Origin of the sequence: Cohaesibacter celericrescens, from assembly GCF_002866925.1 — a bacterium.
In the GTDB taxonomy this organism is placed as follows: domain Bacteria; phylum Pseudomonadota; class Alphaproteobacteria; order Rhizobiales; family Cohaesibacteraceae; genus Cohaesibacter; species Cohaesibacter celericrescens.
The window spans coordinates 24,434-43,397 of sequence record NZ_PKUQ01000031.1 but is presented as its reverse complement, the minus strand read 5'-3'; the positions used below and the strand labels follow the sequence as shown (position 1 = coordinate 43,397).

At 51.3% G+C, this 18,964-nt stretch carries 17 protein-coding genes and 1 tRNA gene; 7 read left to right on the top strand and 11 right to left on the bottom strand.

The window, feature by feature from the left end:
- Positions 1-29: 29 nt before the first annotated feature.
- The 4 genes from C0081_RS14500 to C0081_RS14485 all read right to left on the bottom strand — a co-directional run bounded on the left by C0081_RS14500 (position 30) and on the right by C0081_RS14485 (position 3,688).
- Positions 30-266, bottom strand: a complete 237-nt coding sequence (locus C0081_RS14500; RefSeq protein ID WP_101534562.1) for a FeoC-like transcriptional regulator — start codon at positions 264-266, stop codon at positions 30-32.
- A complete protein-coding gene (feoB, locus tag C0081_RS14495; RefSeq protein WP_101534561.1) occupies positions 263-2,599 on the bottom strand; it encodes a Fe(2+) transporter permease subunit FeoB in 2,337 nt (778 codons plus the stop codon). Before feoB ends, C0081_RS14500 begins: the two co-directional genes overlap by 4 nt.
- Before the next feature lie 99 nt (positions 2,600-2,698).
- Positions 2,699-2,938 carry a FeoA family protein gene (locus C0081_RS14490; RefSeq protein ID WP_101534560.1) on the bottom strand — a complete coding sequence of 80 codons (240 nt, stop codon included), beginning with the start codon at positions 2,936-2,938 and terminating at the stop codon, positions 2,699-2,701.
- Positions 2,939-3,196: 258 nt separating this feature from the next.
- Entirely contained in the window at positions 3,197-3,688 is a 492-nt protein-coding gene (locus C0081_RS14485; RefSeq protein WP_101534559.1) for an Lrp/AsnC family transcriptional regulator, read from the bottom strand.
- A 305-nt stretch (positions 3,689-3,993) separates the two neighbouring features.
- On the opposite strand from C0081_RS14485, the gene C0081_RS14480 reads away from it, so the two are divergent.
- The gene (locus tag C0081_RS14480; protein WP_101534558.1) at positions 3,994-5,097 is read left to right on the top strand and encodes a TRAP transporter substrate-binding protein; all 1,104 of its coding nucleotides are present in this window, start codon (positions 3,994-3,996) and stop codon (positions 5,095-5,097) included.
- Between the two features lie 166 nt (positions 5,098-5,263).
- On the top strand, positions 5,264-7,069 hold the full coding sequence (gene lepA, locus C0081_RS14470) for a translation elongation factor 4 (protein ID WP_101534556.1): 1,806 nt from the start codon (positions 5,264-5,266) through the stop codon (positions 7,067-7,069).
- 108 nt (positions 7,070-7,177) lie between these two features.
- Here lepA and C0081_RS14465 read toward each other — a convergent pair whose 3' ends face one another.
- Both C0081_RS14465 and C0081_RS14460 read right to left on the bottom strand, forming a co-directional pair.
- On the bottom strand, positions 7,178-8,116 hold the full coding sequence (locus C0081_RS14465; RefSeq protein ID WP_101534555.1) for a diguanylate cyclase: 939 nt from the start codon (positions 8,114-8,116) through the stop codon (positions 7,178-7,180).
- A 289-nt stretch (positions 8,117-8,405) separates the two neighbouring features.
- The gene (locus C0081_RS14460) at positions 8,406-8,978 is read right to left on the bottom strand and encodes a DUF2799 domain-containing protein (RefSeq protein ID WP_101534554.1); all 573 of its coding nucleotides are present in this window, start codon (positions 8,976-8,978) and stop codon (positions 8,406-8,408) included.
- Between the two features lie 111 nt (positions 8,979-9,089).
- On the opposite strand from C0081_RS14460, the gene mepA reads away from it, so the two are divergent.
- A complete protein-coding gene (gene mepA, locus C0081_RS14455; RefSeq protein ID WP_101534553.1) occupies positions 9,090-10,163 on the top strand; it encodes a penicillin-insensitive murein endopeptidase in 1,074 nt (357 codons plus the stop codon).
- Positions 10,164-10,171: 8 nt separating this feature from the next.
- Here the strand turns inward: mepA and msrA are convergent, their stop codons facing one another.
- Positions 10,172-10,825, bottom strand: coding sequence for a peptide-methionine (S)-S-oxide reductase MsrA (gene msrA, locus C0081_RS14450; RefSeq protein ID WP_210200517.1), 654 nt, complete (start codon positions 10,823-10,825; stop codon positions 10,172-10,174).
- Between the two features lie 54 nt (positions 10,826-10,879).
- On the bottom strand, positions 10,880-11,200 hold the full coding sequence (locus tag C0081_RS14445) for a hypothetical protein (protein WP_101534551.1): 321 nt from the start codon (positions 11,198-11,200) through the stop codon (positions 10,880-10,882).
- A 389-nt stretch (positions 11,201-11,589) separates the two neighbouring features.
- Between C0081_RS14445 and C0081_RS14440 the strand changes: the two genes are divergently transcribed.
- Positions 11,590-11,679, top strand: a tRNA-Ser gene (locus tag C0081_RS14440).
- A gap of 168 nt (positions 11,680-11,847) precedes the next feature.
- On the opposite strand, the gene C0081_RS14435 is transcribed toward C0081_RS14440, so the two are convergent.
- From C0081_RS14435 to C0081_RS14425, 3 genes are read right to left on the bottom strand one after another with little or no spacing between them, the layout of a single operon-like run.
- Positions 11,848-12,864, bottom strand: coding sequence for a carbohydrate kinase family protein (locus tag C0081_RS14435; protein WP_101534550.1), 1,017 nt, complete (start codon positions 12,862-12,864; stop codon positions 11,848-11,850).
- Between the two features lie 3 nt (positions 12,865-12,867).
- On the bottom strand, positions 12,868-13,824 hold the full coding sequence (locus C0081_RS14430; protein ID WP_101534549.1) for a MurR/RpiR family transcriptional regulator: 957 nt from the start codon (positions 13,822-13,824) through the stop codon (positions 12,868-12,870).
- Between the two features lie 2 nt (positions 13,825-13,826).
- Complete coding sequence (locus tag C0081_RS14425) at positions 13,827-14,831, bottom strand: beta/alpha barrel domain-containing protein (RefSeq protein WP_101534900.1); 1,005 nt, start codon at positions 14,829-14,831, stop codon at positions 13,827-13,829.
- A gap of 495 nt (positions 14,832-15,326) precedes the next feature.
- Here C0081_RS14425 and C0081_RS14420 point away from each other — a divergent pair, with 495 nt between their 5' ends.
- From C0081_RS14420 to C0081_RS14410, 3 genes are all read left to right on the top strand, one after another.
- Positions 15,327-17,051: an aminotransferase class V-fold PLP-dependent enzyme gene (locus C0081_RS14420; protein ID WP_101534548.1), complete on the top strand. Its 1,725-nt coding sequence runs from the start codon at positions 15,327-15,329 to the stop codon at positions 17,049-17,051.
- Between the two features lie 65 nt (positions 17,052-17,116).
- Entirely contained in the window at positions 17,117-17,629 is a 513-nt protein-coding gene (locus C0081_RS14415) for an L-2-amino-thiazoline-4-carboxylic acid hydrolase (RefSeq protein WP_101534547.1), read from the top strand.
- A gap of 169 nt (positions 17,630-17,798) precedes the next feature.
- On the top strand, positions 17,799-18,911 hold the full coding sequence (locus C0081_RS14410) for an ABC transporter substrate-binding protein (RefSeq protein WP_101534546.1): 1,113 nt from the start codon (positions 17,799-17,801) through the stop codon (positions 18,909-18,911).
- Positions 18,912-18,964: the final 53 nt, after the last annotated feature.

Here is an 18,964-nt window from a genome sequence, read left to right as displayed (position 1 = left end):
TTAGCTGAGCGAGTGGATGAGGGAGTTTCTCACTTTCTGGCGAGAGTTTCCCACATCTGAGGTCCGCAGTTTGCGACTGCACAACCACGGCAGCCACTGCCGCATGCCGGGGTGTCCGCAGGTATGGCCCGCACCCGACCTTTGGCTTCCAGCAATTCCAACATGCCTTTTAGCGCGTCGGGGGCAACCCCGAAATGCAGCGCAATGTCCGAAGTATTCACTTGGCCATGCTCGGCCAAGTAGTTGTTGATTTGAGACAAAATCATAAACTTGCCTCCAGCACTGGTTTTGAGCCATTCTTGCGATCAGGATGCCGCCCAATGAAGCGCATGACACCGATCACCAGAACCACAAGTGCCAGTATAGATCCGATCCAGATGGTTGCACCGGTAGGGTTGCGAGAAAAAGTACCGATCTGATAAGCCATCACCGCTGAACAATAACCCAGCATTGTTGTCCAACCAATGGCGAACAGGGCCCATTGTCGCCCTACCTCTCGGAACAACGCCGCAGTCGCCGCGACGCACGGGGTGTAAAGAAGGATAATAAGCAGATAGGCAAAGGCACCCACCTTACCGTCAAAGCGCGAAACCATCGCGGCAAACGTTCGATTGTCGACGTCCTGCTCAGCCGCAGCTGCTTCTACGCTGGAGATATCACCGATGTCCAAGCCCAATGGATCGGCGAGATTGCCCACCATGTCTTTCAAATTGGCAGGAATGGTTGATACCGCGTCAGACAGGCCACCCAGTAAGCTGAAACCGGCATCTTCTTCGCCATCATCCAGCTTGGCGTCAATCTGGCTGTAAAGCGCGTTAAGTGTACCAACCACGGCTTCTTTGGCAAAGATTCCGGTGAATAGGCCCACTGTTGCAGGCCAGTTGTCCCTTGATATACCCATTGGTTCCACCACCGGTGTGAGGCTCTTGCCGATCTCAGCCAACACAGAATGCTCACTGTCTTCGTGGCCAAAACTGCCATCAGGACTGATGGAATTGAGAAAGCTGAGGCAAAAAACCACAATCACGATCAGTTGGCCCGCTTCAAGGCAGAATTGTTTCAGACGGTCCCATGTTCGGATAAGGGCAGAGCCCATGTTCGGCATATGGTAGTGCGGTAACTCCATGACAAAGGGCTGGGCTTTGCCACCAAAAATAGTATTTTTGAGAACCAGTCCGGTGAAGATCGCAAACAATATGCCAATGATATAAAGCAAGAACACCAAATTTTGTCCGCCGTTCGCAAAGAATGCTGCAGCAAACAGCGCATAGACTGGCAGACGAGCACCGCACGACATAAAGGGTGACATCATCGCGGTGACAATCCGGTCCCGGCGGCTGTCCAGCGTGCGTGTCGCCATAATGGCAGGCACGGTGCAGCCAAAGCCCAGCAGCATGGGCACAAAGCTCTTACCAGGCAGGCCAATGGAACACATCGCACGGTCAACCACAAAAGCTGCGCGTGCCATATAGCCGCTGTCTTCCAAGCAAGTCAGGAACAAAAACAAGAAGCCGACCACGGGAATGAACGTTGCAACCGTTTGAATGCCGACGCCGATGCCGTTTGGCAGCATGGCGATCACCCAATCCGGAGCCCCCCATTGAGCCAGCCAATGGGCAGGGCCATCAACCAGCACGGTGCCCGCGGCAATGTCGAAAAAATCAATAAAGGCGCCGGCAAAATTGATCGTCAACAGGAACATCAAATACATAATGAGCAGAAAAATCGGAATACCAAAAATGCGGTTCAGGATCACAGCATCGATGCGTTCTGTCCAGCTTTTGGATAGCCGCCCGACATGACGGATTACATCTCGGGCCAAACTGTTGGCAAAACCATAACGACCGTCAGCGATCAAGAGATCAGCATCTTCACCGCTTTCTTGCTCAAGATGGATCAGAATAGCATCAACAGCCGCGCGCGAGTCTTTGTCTAGAAATGACAAAGCCTTGCTGTCCCCCCCCAGAGATTTGACAGCCAACCAGCGCGGATCAACCCAATGCTGGGCCGCATCTGGTGTGACTTGTTCCACCAACGCGGGCAATGCTGCCTCGATAGCAGGGGCATACGCAATAGATACAGCACTGACGCTTGGGTTTTGACTGGCTTGACAGATCTTCTCTGAGAACAAGGTTAGGCTGTTGGTATCTCTTGGGCAAAGGGGGATTACCGGTATCTGCAAGACTTTAGACAGAAGATCAATGTCAATCTCCATGCCCTGTCTGCGTGCGCTGTCCATTTTGGTCAGTGCCACCACCATCGGCACCCGCATGTCGATCAATTGTGTCGTAAGGAAAAGGTTGCGTTCCAGATTGGTCGCATCCACAACATTGACCACCAGATCGGAAGAGCCTGACAGGATATAGTCCCGCGCGATGGCCTCATCAAGCCCGCTGCTATAACCGGTATCCATGGAATAGGTGCCAGGCAAGTCCACAATGACGAAGGATTGCCCGCGATACTCGAAGTTGCCTTCCTTACGGTCGATGGTGACACCGGGCCAATTGCCCACCCGTTGCCGGGACCCTGTAAGGGCGTTGAAGAGTGTGGTCTTGCCACAATTGGGGTTGCCTGCAAAGGCGAGACGAAATTCAGCCATGAGAAACCAATTCACAGTGTTGCAGGGCGCCAAAGCGCGCTGACCAACAAATCTGGGAGCAAAAAAGACACAAGTAGAACGCGAGAAGCGCTTCAGACCCTAGTGGTCAGCAGCTTCAATCCCGACACCAGAAGCATCGGACTTGCGCAATGACAGGGCGCATCCACGGACCGTTATCTCGACAGGGTCGCCAAGCGGGGCAATACGCAGAACCGTGAACTCTGCACCTCGTGTCAGGCCCATGGCCAGCAATTGTTGTTTGAAAGCCCGATTGGCGATGTCCAACCGGGTAATGCGACCTCGATCTCCAACATTCATATCACGCAAGGTGGCAATCATGTTTAAACTCCGTAACGAAGGTGGATCGGACGGTCTGTCGTGGCTGGCCCCATCGGCAGATGTTCGAATTAATGAGAATGACTTGCAATATCACCTACCGCATTTTGATCGCCCTGAGATTGACCGAAATCAAAATCGCTCAAAAACTTGACCCCAGAATACAGGAATATAACTAAAGCGACTTTCTATATTTTGCAATATAAGTAGTAGATCGTATGAAGCTGTGGGCAAGGCAGAGCTAGCAATCCACCGGTTTGATCAACCGTGCATCAGTTCTTCAAGCGCAACACCGCGATATTGTTTGGTTTGGTCCAAGACAACATGGCTGGCGATTTGCATTTTGCCGCCCACCTGAACCAAAAGATCTTCTGTAACCGCATGATAGCGTTGGATATCTGTACAAACAAACCGAACCAGATAATCAAAGGATCCGCTCAGCTTCAGGCACTCCACTACATCTGGCAATGTCGCGATTGCGCTCTCAAAGGTGGAAAAAATGGAGTGGTCATGATCGCGAATGGTGATGGTGGCCATAACGGTGACATGGCGACACAGGGCTTCGAGATTGATCAGGCCAAGATAGCCGCCAATCAGTCCAATATCTTCAAGTCGCTTGACCCGTTGTAGACAGGGACTTGGCGACAGACCAACTTTTTCAGATAAGGCTTTATTGGTGATGCGCGCATCTTTTTGCAGCTCATCAAGAATGCGCAAATCTATCCGATCTAGTTTGGAGCTTTTCCGCGGCAAAGTCTTGATCCCCTGTTAAATGGGCAAATTACGAAATAAAATAGTGTGAACGATAGCGTTTTTGCAGAATATGAGGTGTTTTGCAAGTAAATTCAAATCAGTTATCTGGCGCATAAAATAGGGTATTCTATCTATTCTTGGGGACTGGTTGGCTAAAACCTGCTATCAGAATTCTCCAATCGACCATGCTCATGGGAGGTGGTCCTGGACTGGCACATTCGACCTATTGCGCCGGTTTATTGGGCATGCGAGCATGCCGACCAAGATAACTAAAATCGCTATTTCACAGTCAGAGGATTATTCGAATGCGGAAAACTGGATCAGTAGATCGCCGCTCGGTGTTGACCGGGCTGGCTGCGGGTGGAGCCGTTAGCTTGGCAAGTCCAGCAATTGTCAAAGCCGATGAAACCATCGTTTGGAAAATGCCAATGTCTTGGCCCAAGCAGGTGCCGGGCGTTGGTATCAATGGCGTTCGCTTTGCCGAGCGCGTGACACAAATGTCAGGCGGCCGCCTGCGCATCAAGGTGTTTGGTGCAGGCGAGTTGGTGCCGCCACTTGAAGTCTTTGATGCTGTTGCCAGCGGTGCTGCCGAAATCGGTCATGCCACGCCCTATTATTGGCAAGGCAAAGATCAGGCCTTCCATTTCTTCACCGGTGTGCCCTTTGGACTGACCCAGATCGAACATGCAGCGTGGTTGCGGTTTGGTGGCGGACAAGCGCTTTGGGAAAAAGCTTATGAGCCCTTTGGTGTCACCCCATTCTACGCAGGATCTTCTGGCACACAGGCCGGTGGCTGGTTTGCCAAAGAGCTCACAACTCTGGAAGATTTCAAGGGCCTGAAAATGCGAATAGCCGGACTTGGTGGAGAAGTGTTGCGCCGTTTGGGGGCCTCTGTTGTCATGCTGCCACCAACGGATATTTTCGCTGCCTTGCAATCGGGCACCATTGATGCTGCGGAATGGGTCGGTCCTTGGAATGATCTCGCCTTTGGTCTCTACAAAGTTGTTGGCAATTATTACATGCCCGCCTTTCATGAATTGGGCGCTGCGTTGGAGGTGATCGTCAACACCGAAAAACTGATGGCTTTGCCCGAAGACCTGCAGGCAATTGTTAAAGCTGCGGCTCAGGCAACTTCCTTTGAGACCATGGCGGACTTTGCTTACAACAATGCTGCTTCGCTTGGTCCATTGATGGAGAAGGAAGGCGTAACCGTTCGCAGTCTGCCGGATGATATGACCATGGCTCTTGCCAGAGAATCAGCTGTCGTTGTTAAAGAAATTGCAGACAAAACGCCGCTCGCGGGCGAAATTTACAAAAGTTTTGTCGATTTCCGTGAGATTTCTTCGCGCTATGTCATGCAGTCCGAGTGGGAAGCCCTGCGGACTCGCAAAATGGCGCTTGAGCTTTAGCCCGAATCGCTAATTTGGGTCGCAAGACGCTGCCGAACGTTAGAATCTGTAGAAACCCGGTCTGAAAAGGCCGGGTTTTGCATTTCTGACTGGATTTTTCCCGCCTGACATGAGAAAGGCGACAAAGTCTCTTCTTTGTTTGAGACAGCAAGGGTATAAGCGCGCCATGACCAAACATGCATTTGATAAAATCCGCAACTTTTCCATCATCGCTCATATCGATCATGGGAAGTCCACGCTCGCCGATCGGTTGATACAATTCACCGGGGGCTTGAGCGATCGCGAAATGTCCGAGCAAGTGCTCGATAGTATGGATATCGAGAAAGAGCGTGGTATCACCATCAAGGCGCAGACTGTCTCATTGCAGTATCCTGCGGATGATGGCGAGACTTATACACTCAACTTGATGGATACTCCTGGGCACGTCGATTTTGCCTATGAGGTATCCCGTTCGCTTGCTGCTTGTGAAGGCTCGCTGCTGATCGTTGACGCTTCGCAAGGAGTGGAGGCCCAGACCCTCGCGAACGTGTATCAGGCGCTTGACAGAGATCATGAAATTGTTCCGGTCCTCAACAAGATTGACTTGCCCGCAGCCGAACCGGATCGCGTGCGCGAGCAGATTGAAGATGTCATCGGCATTGACGCTTCTGACGCCATTGAGGCCAGCGCGAAATCGGGCATCGGCATCAAAGACATATTGGAAGCCATTGTTAAACGCCTTCCTCCGCCGCAGGGAGATTTTGAGGCGCCGTTGAAGGCGATGCTGGTTGACAGTTATTATGATGTCTATCTCGGCGTTGTTGTTATCGTCCGTATCATGGATGGGGTGCTGAAAAAGGGTGACAAGATCCGTATGATTGGCACCAAAGCCACCTACGATGTTGACCGCCTGGGTACATTCACACCCAAAATGATCGACAGACAAACCCTTGAGCCTGGCGAAATCGGCTTCCTGATCGCTTCAATCAAAGAAGTGGCCGACACGCGGGTGGGGGATACCATCACGCATGAACGCAAACCCTGTGATGCTCCCCTTGAAGGGTTCCGCCCAGCCCAGCCCGTGGTTTTCTGCGGCCTCTTCCCTGTTGATGCCAACGACTTTGATGAACTGCGCGCTGCGATGGGAAAATTGCGTTTGAACGATGCTAGCTTCTCCTATGAAATGGAAAGCTCTGCCGCGCTCGGATTCGGTTTTCGTTGTGGTTTTCTCGGTTTGTTGCACCTGGAAATTATTCAGGAGCGTCTGAGCCGTGAGTTCAATCTTGAATTGATCGCAACGGCACCAAGTGTGGTCTATGAGATGGGCATGAACAACGGTGACGAGATCACATTGCACAATCCTGCTGACATGCCGGATGTGGTTAAAATCAAGGAAATCCGCGAACCTTGGATCAAAGCATCTATCATGACGCCGGATGACTATCTCGGTCCGATCCTGAAGCTGTGTCAGGAACGGCGCGGGATACAAACCGACTTGTCCTATGTTGGATCGCGCGCCATGGTTCAATATGACTTGCCGCTCAACGAAGTGGTTTTCGATTTCTATGATCGTTTGAAATCCATCACCCAAGGATACGCCAGTTTTGATTATCAGCTTGCCGATTATCGCGCTGGTGATCTGGTTAAAATGTCTGTTCTCGTCAATGATGAACCTGTGGATGCATTGTCAATGCTTGTACACCGGTCTCAGGCTGAGGTTCGTGGTCGGTCTATGTGTGAGAAGCTCAAGGATTTGATCCCGCGTCACATGTTCAAGATCCCGATTCAGGCTGCACTTGGTGGTCGTGTGATTGCACGCGAGACCATTTCAGCTATGCGTAAGGACGTTACGGCCAAGTGTTACGGTGGTGATGCCACACGCAAGCGCAAGCTGTTGGACAAGCAGAAGGCAGGTAAGAAAAAGATGCGTCAGTTCGGCAAGGTGGAGATTCCGCAAGAAGCCTTCATTGCTGCACTGAAAATGGACAATTAGAGCACTTTTGCAAGGCAATGTTCGGGTTTCTGGCAACTGCAGCTGCAGGGAAATCGCTAGCCTGAAAAGGGTGCGGTCCATTTTGACGACCAATGTAAAAAGCGGGGCTCAGGCCCTGCTTTTTTGTCTGGCGTGTATTTGGGATGCGTCTGTCTCATTTTGACTTTGGACGACCAAACGCTCAATTGATACACGATTGCGGCCATTATGTTTGGAATGGTAAAGCGCAACATCTGATCGCTTGAGAAGATCATCTATGCTATCGCCCTTATGACAAATGGCGACACCAAAGCTGGATGTGATTTGAATTTTGTGACCATTCACCACTATCGGCGTTTGTTCAATTGTGGCTCGCAAGCGTTCAGCCACACGCGCGGCAGACAGAAGGCTGTGATTTTCCAAAATGAGTGCGAACTCTTCGCCTCCAAGCCGACAGAGCAAGTTGCCTTCCAATGATGAAATCTTGGCTACGGTTTTGATCACTTCGTCGCCTGCATCATGGCCGAAATTGTCATTGACCCGTTTAAAATGATCGATGTCGAACATAATGGCGCTCAAGGTTTTACATCCAACGCATTGGTTGAGTCTTTGATTTGCCTTTTCAAAAAAGGCTCGACGATTAAACAGACCGGTCATAGAATCGTGATTTGCCAACTGCACCAGTTGTTTTTGCAACCGGATCATGCGTTCGGCAACACGGAGGCGCGCCAGCATCGTTTCTTCATGCAATGGTTTTTGCAGATAATCGTCAGCACCGCTGTCCAGTGCTTCAACCAGCATGTCCGATTCTTCTTGCTTGGAAATTGCGATCACATACATCGCCTTGCGCTGTTCAGCCAAAATGCGGCTGTTCCAGCAAATCTCCAAACCAGACATGCCCTGCACATTAAGAGAGGTAATAATGACGTCGATGCCCGGAGTGTCTTGGATGAAGGACCAAGCTTCCTGACCATTTGAAAAAGAAAACACGGTTTCCCGGCGCTCTTCCAACATGGATTTGATAGCGCGGCGATCCACGCTATTGGCTTCGACCAAAACGATTTTCATTATGTCCCCAGACGTCTGTGACTATATCCGGGTCCGGGCTCCCCATGACGATTTTTAACGCCTGCTCGGTCAGATTGTAGTCGATGACAAGGCCGATCTTAATCCAAGAGCCTTAACGGAGTCTTCAAACCAACAGAAAACTGTCATTCATATGCAGCATTCTAGGATAGGGTTAACGATCCCTTGTCAATCCTCTCTTGCCAACTCTTAGCTTATGTTGGGAAGATGTTCAATCTATGATGGTATGTTCAGCCTATTTGCGTTGCTTGAGACCAAACTACATTGCCTCTTAAATATCGGGATTGATGTTCTGCAAAAAGATGTCTGCATTCACAAGCGCTGCATCTCGTTGGCGACCTAGCCGGGCTTCTTCATTTTCCAGACGATTTTCCTCGCTGTAAAGCCGCATCCGCGCATCGCGGTTTTCTTTGGATGGTGCCGCTCGTAATTCTCCGATTTGGGTTCGGACCTCGCGCAAGCTGTCGCGCACTTGAGCTATTGATGTCTCAATGTTGTGCAACGTCGTGCCGCGCTTATAGCCGCTGAGAAAACCGGTTTCAGTATCCCTCGGGCAAATGGTGCGATAAGTGTAGCCATTGCGCCCGACATTGAAGCCGTTGGTCGGGGTGCAGTAAGCGACCAGTCCGCGGCGGTAGCCTTCCATATATGTGGTTTGGTCTGGTTCGATATTGTACCGTTCACAGGCCTTCTTGTGATCTGTGAGTCGGGATGCTTTGAGCCCCTGCGCTGCGTCATTGGCGCCGATCCTCGCCCATTCTCCAACCGCGCACTCATCTTCGGTTAAACTTGCACATCCTGTTAGTAGGGTCGAAAGAATCAAAAAGCCCGGAAATAAACGCATTTGTTACGCATCCTGCTGAATCTCTGAAAAAAGCGTTCGCTATCCACTTATGGTTAACAATTCGTGCATAGAGTCGCAACCACGCCAACTGTGATTAATCGGAGCAAGGTCATGTCGCCCCTCAAAGCGCATACGCCCAAACACAAGATCAAAGAGAACCATTCTCTTGAACGGACCCTTCTGCACGAGTTTGGGGGGGCTTTTATCGGCTGCGTGATCAGTCTGGTGGTGATGGGTGGCTTCACAGCTGATCCGGCCTACGCACAAACAGCGGCCAAACAATTGTTTGGCAAAAAGACGGCTCCGGCCAATTTGCAGGCCCGAGCAATAGGCTCTTACGCCAAAGGGTGCCTCGCGGGGGCTCGCGCGCTGTCTATTGACGGCCCTGCATGGCAGGCAATGCGCCTGTCTCGTAATCGCAACTGGGGCCACCCGAACCTTATAGCATTTATCGAAAAACTCGCAGTGGATGCCAAAACATACGATGGCTGGAACGGGTTGTTGGTTGGCGATTTGGCCCAACCCAGAGGGGGGCCAATGATTTCGGGACATGCGTCTCATCAAATCGGTCTTGATGCCGATATTTGGTTGCGCCCAATGCCCGATCGTCGCTTTACGCGCAAGGAACGGGAAGAGATTTCGGCCATTTCTATGTTGAAGAAAGGCACCCGCACGATTGACCCAAAGAAATTCACCATGGCCCATTTCCGTCTGATCAAGCGCGCTGCCTCAACCCCAGGTCTTGCGCGGATCTTTGTTCATCCCGGCATCAAGAAAGCCTTATGTGATCGGGCCGGTTCTGATCGGGCATGGTTGCGACAGGTGCGCCCGTGGTACGGACATCATTACCACTTCCATATTCGTATGAGCTGCCCTGCGGGTAGTACAGGCTGTAAAAATCAGGCACCTCCACCCGCCGGAGATGGGTGTGGCAAAGAGCTGTCATGGTGGCTATCTGACGACCCTTGGACACCTAAAAAGCCCAAAAAGGGAGCTCCAAAGGTGAAACCAAAGAAAAAACGGCAAATCACCTTGAGCGATCTGCCGCAAGCCTGTTCAGCGGTGTTGGACGCTGCGCCCGTTACCGGATTACAAAATACATCTGCCAATCCGTCACGCTTCGCACCATCTGAGCCAATTTCTCAATTGTTTGCCTTGCCCCGATCGAGACCGCTGCAAAACTGATATATGCGTTAGCTGTGAGGCACCGGACACGAAACGCCGGTGCCACCCAGCCCACAATAGCCATCTGGATTTTTCGCCAGATATTGCTGATGGTGCGCCTCGGCATAATAAAACGGCCCTGCAGAAGTTATTTCGCTGGTGATGGGGCCATAGTTGCGTGCCGCAAGGGCTGATTGATAGGCTGCTTGAGATGCTTTTGCCTCAACGGCCTGCGCATCAGAGTAGGTGTAAATACCGGATCTATATTGTGTGCCGATATCGTTACCCTGCCGCATGCCCTGCGTTGGGTCATGATGTTCCCAAAATAGAGTCAGCAATGCTAGATAGGGAATGATGGTGGGATCAAAAACCACAACAACCACTTCGTTATGACCCGTTTTACCGCTGCAGACCTCTTCATAGGTCGCGTTTGGTGTGATCCCGCCGCTATATCCAACGGCTGTCGTGTAGACGCCGTCCTGCTGCCAGAAAATGCGTTCCGCCCCCCAGAAACAGCCCATTCCAATCATCGCTTGCTCAAAGCCTTGCGGGAAGGGGGCTTTGAGGGCTGTTCCAAGAACAAAATGTGTTTCGGCGGTAGGAATTGGCATATCACGCCCTTCAAGGGCCGTTTCCTGCGTTGGCATTTCCAATTTTTTTCGCGAAAATCCGAACATTGTCATTCTCCTCGTGGCTGCATGCTGGTTATACCGCTGCTTTATTCGTAGGGCGAGGAACTAAATCCGGATCACTTTGGGGCGACGTTTTCGACCCAAATAAATCAAGCCAGCTCCGATCACTGCGGCTACAAGCCAAGCCGGCATGGTCAAAATCCACTGCACCAGTGGATCCCAGACGAGCGGATGCACATTACGTTGAATAACAGCTTGAGTCAGATTGAGGCTTGCACTATCGAGCTCGAACCATGTCGCCCCCAGTGATTTCATCACCAGTTCGTTTGCCGCAATCGAGCGCACGCCATCCAAGACCAGCGCAAGCAGCGCCAACGCACAAGTCCACAATCCGGATATGGTGAAGACAAAACGGACAAATTTCATAAATCGGACCTTTCAGTTCTCTGCTCCAGACAGCGAGAGTGCCGTGCACATAAGAGAAACTATGGAAATATACAACTGCTTTAGCACAAATGACGCGAATTGGTCATGCATTATCCTAGCCAAGGAACGAGCAATCAAAGCGGTCAACCGGATATGGAGGCCCTGAAAATCTCAGCCCTTTCAACCCTGTTGGCTATCTGTCGTGGATGCCAACAGCAACAAAGCGTCATCAATATCCAGCTTTGACTGATATTTTGCGCATGGAATAACCATTAAAATCATTTACATGAAGAACCCAAAAGGCAATGAGATCGTTTTTCTGTCAACAGGTGGGTTTAGCGGCTTGCGTTCCGGTTTCATTTGGCTATAGTTCGGCCACGTTTTGGTACGGAGAGGTGGCCGAGTGGTCGAAGGCGCACGCCTGGAAAGTGTGTAGGCGGGTAACCGTCTCCAGGGTTCGAATCCCTGTCTCTCCGCCATAAACTTTCAAAAATTTTTAATTTGTTACGTTGCTTCAATAATCCAGATGATTATTGATCTCTTCTTGTTATTGTTTGCTACGCTATCTCATCCCGTTGTCTGATGCGATTTCAAGAGTTTCCTCATTTAGCTCCCGACAGTCACATCACTAGAGTCTGCTATGCGGTTCAGTCGTGTGGTTGGGTTTGGTCAAAGACTTCTGGCATCAATTGTTTGAGGGGCGGGATGCTCTCGGTTGCAGTGACGCCTGTCATGGATGCAGTGGCGATGGTGTGTGCTAAGATCAGCGTCTTATCCGGCGACAAACCTTCATGGATCCCATACAGAATGCCACTGCAGAAGGCATCTCCAGCCCCAACCGGACTGACGATAGCTTCTGGGGGTAGCCGATCAGGCCGCATCAGAATGGGCTCGGCGTTTTGGCCCAACCACAGAGCCTTTTCCGGACAGTGAATAATGACAGCATCGTTGATGCCGGATGCGAGAAGGGTGCGCGCCGCCTCGATCAAAGTCACGTCTGGTGGCACTGTGTCGGTGGCAAGAGGGATTTGACTGGCACGGCACGCCTCGACTTCATTTACGATCAGGTAATTGATGTAGGGGGCGGCATAGGAGACGATGGTTGAGAAATTCTCACTGCTTGCAGAAACCAGATCGACGCAGGTTGTTAACCCCGCCTTTTGTGCCCGGGCGAGAATTTGTGCAGCCCCGCTCGTGCCATTCTCGATCCTGTCGAGCTGCTCAAGCAGCATCAAATAACCCAGATAAAAGATTCTGGCATTTGACTGTGCGAAGAAACCCGTCGTGAAGTCTTGCTGTGACAGGCTGTCGTTCGCTCCCCCATGATAGAAAAAGGTGCGACTGTCTCCCGGCACTGACATAACATGGGTGTGGGCGGTGGGAATGTCGGAACGGCGGATCAGATGATCTATGGGTAAATCGAGTGCCATACAGGCATCGAGTATAATTCTGGAATGGTCGTCCTGTCCGATCGCACCAAATGGTACAAGAGGAAAATCGCAATCAAGGTGCGACAGGGCCATGACGACATTGGCGGCACCCCCGCCAACCCCGTTTTTTTCTCTCAAAATCGTTGCAAGCTCGCTTTTGTTCGGCCATTGGTCAATTTCATGCACGATATCAACGATCCAGTTACCCGCACAAATGATGCCTTGTCGGTTCATGGCTCATTCCTCCTGTTTCCCGCGATTTCGCTGGGCTGCTTGGGGCAATCTCTTTTTGGCGATTTCCGCATCCAACTGTCCGGTATCACAGACGGCGCTTGATGCTCGAGGGTCCTTCTCTGCCAATGCCACACAGAGTGCCTCTATAATTGCCAATTGAGAGACGCGCGTGCCGATGACGTCCAGAGAAGGGGGCATGCGCCGCACCGCCGAGACCAGCACTAGATCCGCCTGCTTGGTTCCTACGGCATCCGGATCACTGGTAAGAAGAACGCGTTTAACACCGCGCTTGCCCAGCGTTGTAAAGCAGTCGATGAGATCGCGCGTGCGCCCGGAATTGCTAATTCCGACAAAAACCGTGCCTGGCTTTGCATTTGCTGTGACCACGGCAAGAATATGGGGATCGCTGTGCGCGCTGGCCGTATACCCTAAAGAGAGAAGGCGACGACAGGCATCAATGGCGATGGGGGCCGAGCTGCCAAAGCCGACGATTTGAATCTGGCTTGCATCAAGCAGTAAGTTGACTACCTCTGTGAGTGCCTCGTGAGATACAATTCTGGCTGTCCTTAAGAGCTGCTCCACATTGGCCTCAACCACGCGAAGCATGATGCTTTTGAGAGAATGATCAAGCCCGCCATCAGACAAACCGGCCTCTCCGGCCAGTTGGGTGCCCAATGCCAAGCCATGCCCTTCAGCCAACGCAAGACGTAGGTCTTTATAGCCCTTCAACCCGAGCAGTTTGCAAAAGCGGAAAACCGTTGTCTGGCTGACGTCCGTTTGGTTGGCCAGCTCGGAAATGGTCAGTTTGCGAGTCGCGTCCTGATGGTTCAAAATCCATTTGGCCAAGGCTGACATGGTTTGGTCCCCGGATCGGGCTGTCGCGACCATCCTTTGAAAAATATCGATGACGGGGCCGTCAGAAACATCGCTCTTCGGTGGGGTCTGGGAAGAGCCTTCCATGCTCAGAATCCCGCTTTCAATACCGGATCGGTAAGCTCCAGATCTTCTGCAAGACTGAGTTTGGGTTTTATGCCCGCTTTGAGTAGTTCGTCATAATAGGTTTTACAGCTCTCTTCCGAGCTGATGTCTTCCTCGAGCATTCTGCGCATAGTCCGCACGATACCAGTCGAACTTTCTGCAAAGAAAATCCGGCGTCCAAACAGAGCAACCCGTGCACCATAGCGCTCGGCCTGCTTGACCATTTCGAGTGTGTCCCGTGTAGTAGAAAAAGCGCCGCCGAGTATACCGACGATCAGCCTGCTTGGGTCATAGCTGGCAAGCTCCTCGGTTGCGTGTGGGCCGTTATAGGCCATTTTCAGAAAAATAGGCCCGTCGAGTCTGGAAACACCGGCAAGGGTTCGGACGATAGCGTCATTGTTATAGGAGGCAAAATCCGTGCCGGGTGTCGCAACATCGAAATGGGGATTGAACACCTCCAGAAAGTGGCGAATACCAGCAGCGTTCGCCTCGTCGCGAAATTGAGCATAGGCCTCTAGTGTGCGATAATCCTTTTCGAGATCATTATAGAAAGTGATGGCATAGAGCCCCAGATCGGCGACGGGTCTGACCCGGTCTAGCCGTGCCGTGCGGAAAGGTTGACAGGGCAGGCGCTTATAATCAGCCCCGCGCATCAACCAAATGTCGCTGCCGTCATTAAGCCGCACGGTCGGCGTGATGTCGCTACCCGCAAAATGGCCTGCTGAGCTGAGATATTCGGCAGAGGAGAGAGACGTGAGCATGATGTCAACAAGATCGGACTGGATCATTGCCACCATATCATCCCGATACACCTGCATTGGCCGCATCATGCTGGTTGGTTGTCCAGAGGCATCCAATCGAGGCCCATTAGCGGCAATCCCACCCGCCATATCAGCATCTTTGGCATCTGCAATGATGAAATCGGACGGGGTATAGTCGCCTTTTTCAATGCGTGCCAGTTTTTGATCGAGACGTTTAGGTGAAGACATGGCCATTAACTCCCTTGCTAGGGCAGATGTTGGTCGGATTCGGTTCAATCGCCTCGCCGTCATCTGCTTAGAGTTGATGATACACCCGGTGGTAAAAAAATCAATTTCTAAAACATATTCAAAAAAGAATTTAATTTTATTGCCGATAATACGCATTAAGATAGATGCAATCGGTTTCCCCAGTTGCGCAATTCCACAAGGCGAGCTGCTTGGATTGTTTCCGACTTCGTATTAGAATTTAGTATTAGAAGGTGGCGAACAATTTTTTATGGCTAGTTCATTATTGGAAATATTTAACTGTTCAAATTCTGAATTTATAAGGAAAAATAGCATGGCTTTGCTTTTATTAATTAAATAATAGTTTTTTGTTGCGTATTTATTGATTTTTAGACAACATTTTACCAGAAAAATTGACGCAAAGCTGATGCCATATATTCGGCATCGTGGCCTTAAATAAACCGCCACACTCAAAACCAGAACCCAAGGCAATCAAAAATGCCCTTAAAGTCTGCATCTTCCAGCAGTATCTCGCCTGAAGAGCCCCTGATTTCTTTGATCCGCGATAGCGTGATTGGCGAGCGCAGTGTTATTTCCGGTCCTTTTGGACCCCGACCTCTGGTCTATGCTGATTATGTCGCTTCAGGCCGGTCTTTGGGTTTCATCGAAGCGGCGATCGAAAAAATCGTTTTGCCGGTGTATGGCAACACCCATACCGAAACCTCACACACCGGACGCCAGACCACTGCCTTGCGAGAAGAAGCGCGCCAGACCATCGCATCCAGCGTCGGTGCGGGGGAAAATCATGCGGTGATTTTCGCTGGCAATGGTGCAACGACCGCGGTTGACTGTCTTGTCAGTGCGATGGCTTTACAGGAATTGATCCAAGACGGACGTCAGCCTGTCGTTTTTGTTGGCCCCTATGAGCATCATTCGAACGATTTGCCTTGGCGTGAAACAGGCGCGACCATTGAGCGCGTTCCACTGGGCAGTGATGGCCAGATTGACCTTGATGCTCTGGCCGAACGCCTTGCTGCCTACTCTGATAGTGATCTGAAAATCGGTGCGTTTTCTGCGGCTTCCAATGTCACGGGGGTGCGCACAGACCTCGTCTCAATTGCCCGTCTTTTGCACCAAAATAGCGCGCTGTTTGTTTGTGATTTTGCAGCTGCCGCGCCTTACATCGAAATGAAACTACAGCTTGATGCAGAAGACCCCGATGCATGCATCGATGCCATCGTTTATTCTTCCCACAAATTCATTGGTGGCCCAGGCGCCTCGGGGGTTTTGATTGCTGATAAATCCCTTTTTACAAACGGCCGCCCCGGCATTACCGGCGGTGGAGCGGTCAGCTACGTCACGGCTGATCATCATACCTATGTACGCGATATTGAGCGCCGTGAAGAGGCAGGTACCCCTGATATTATCGGCGACATTCGGGCAGGGGCTGTGATGGCGCTAAAAGAAGCGGTCGGAGCGCTCGAGATTGAGCGGCGGGAACAAGCCATAACAAACACCGCATTTGACCGTCTTAGAGCAGCTCCAAATATCGAAATTCTTGGACCCTCCAATAAAGAGCGGATTGGTGTCCTGTCATTCAATATTCGCATTGACGGGTCAAGGCTTCATTATGGTTTTGTCGTTGCGCTTTTGAATGATCTATTCGGTATTCAGGCCCGCGGTGGTTGTTCCTGTGCTGGACCCTATGCTCATGCTTTGCTTGATATTTCTTTGGAAGATGCTTTGAAGTTTGAAAAGGCAATCGGCAATGGGAGGGGCGTTATGCGACCCGGTTGGGTACGCCTTGGCTACAATTATTTTTTCGACGAAGAAACCGTCGACTATATCACCGATGCGATTCTGTTTGTTAGTGAACACGGCACGCGGTTCCTGTGCGACTATGAAGTCGACGTCAAAAACGGAAACTGGAAGCATCGCTCAAGCAGACCTTGCGCACCAGCCTCTCTGAAAGCTTTCTGGACCTGCCACGGTGAGAGCAGAGTGGCTGAGCGGCTTGGTGTCAAACCGTTTCTCTCCGTCGCCCAAGACCTAGCAGACCAGCGTGCACTTCCCTGTCTCAAACCGGCCACCGTCTTGAATGCCGAGGACGAAGCCATGCGCGCTTTCTGGTTACCACAGGATGCACTGGAGTTTGCTAATGGCATTCTTGATGGGGTTGGTACAGCTGTCGATGCGTCGTTGCCACCTCAGGAGAACCACTGAATATTTAACCCTAACCACTCGGTCTATTCCGAGCGGGACCAATCGGACCAGACCAGGAGAAGCCCATGACTGATGAACCATCCACACCTGAAATTACACTGGAACAGCTATCTGGTGCCTACGCGATGCGCGCCAAATTCTACATGTATATGTTTGATGTTCTGTGCGAGGAATATGAAAATGACAAGGCCATCGAGCTAATGAGTAAGGCCACCTATCGCCTTGGCGCAGAAATGGGTGAAAAGCTCAAGGCCCATGGGCCAGCCAACATTGAGGCGCTTACCGAGCAATTTTTGAATGGCATTCCTTGTCGCGATCATCTGTTCTCTCCCGAATTGCGCAAATGCGACAGCGAAGGCATGGAGATCCAGTTCCATCGTTGCCCGCTGAAAGACAACTGGGAAGCCGCTGGCCGTAAAGGCGAAGCTCTCGAGATGCTCTGTCGCTCCGCCGGGGCAATTGATGCAGGCATGTTCCAAAGCGCAGGCTTCACCTTTGAAGGCGAAACATGGAAACCGGGCAGGACTGGTTGCTGTCGTTTGATTGTAAAACCTGGTTCTGAGACCTCAGCTGTTTAGGAGCAAAAATTATTATTATACAGACTGATCCAGAAAACTGGACGTCTAACTTATAAGTCCAGAGTACCGGACATATCATAGACCCGTTAAAACGGGCATCACCCTTCCAAGACCCGGCGAAGGCCGGGCGCATCAACACCTGATCACCAACCCATTGAGGAACAGACCAATGAAACTTACCCGTAGAACGGTTCTTGCCCTTACCGTCGCAGCTACCCTCATTCCGGCCGCCTCCTATGCTGCGGACAGCATTAAAATTGGCTATCAGCTTCCCCTGACTGGCAACACGGCGCAATATGGCCAGAATTTCAAAGATGCTGCCGAAATTGCCCTGACCAAATTCAATGCATCCGGCACGCTTCCTGTACCTGTAGAAATCATCTATGAGGACTCGCGTTCAGACGCCAAAGAAGGCGTGACCATTGCCCGTAAATTTGTCGATGATGATGAAATTGTCGGCGTCCTGGGGGATTTCACCTCCACCGTTTCAATGGCTGCTGCCCAGGTCTACAAAAGAGCCGGCATGGTGCAACTGTCGCAGACCGCCTCACATCCCGATTTTGCCAAAATTTCCAAATGGCAATTCCGGAACATCACCACGCAAAATCAAGAAGGGGCCGTTAACGCCAAGTGGATGATGGAAAAAGGCATCACAAAGGTTGCCGTCATCGCCGAACAGACCGACTGGGGTCAATCTGTCGTGAAAGGCTTTGCTGTTCCTTTCGAAGAATTGGGTGGCGAAGTTATTTACACTGAATTCTTCAACCGCGGCTTGGCCGACTTCCGTTCCATCATCACCAAGCTGGAAGAAAAGAAACCTGACGCCGTTTACACCGGCTTCTTTTATGAAGATGGCGCACAGTTCCTCAAGCAGATGGCACAGCTGAATGCTGATATTCCTGTCTTTTCGACCTCGGCGGCCTATAACGACAAGTTGATTGAGCTGGCGGGCGACGCGACAGATGGCCTGTTTCTAACGGCAACCTTCCTGCCCAACCGCGCAGATGCGCATGTTCAGGAATTTGTGAGCGAGTGGTCAAAGACCCACGATCTTGCTCCCGGCCAATTCCCCGCTCAGGCTTATGATGCAGTAAACATCATGCTTGCTGCAGTTGTTAAAGCCTATCCGGACATCACCCGTGACAGCTTGCGTGATGCCGTCGCTGCCACCAAGGATTTCCCCGGTGTTACCGGCAACACATCCTTTGATGAAAATGGAGAGCCGCTCAAAGAGCTCACCAAAGCCACTGTTAAAGATGGCGCTTTTGTCGAAGTAAAATAACCCTTCCTCTGCTCGCCTGGGCGTCGGCTCGGGCGAGTGGGGTCAATTGAAAA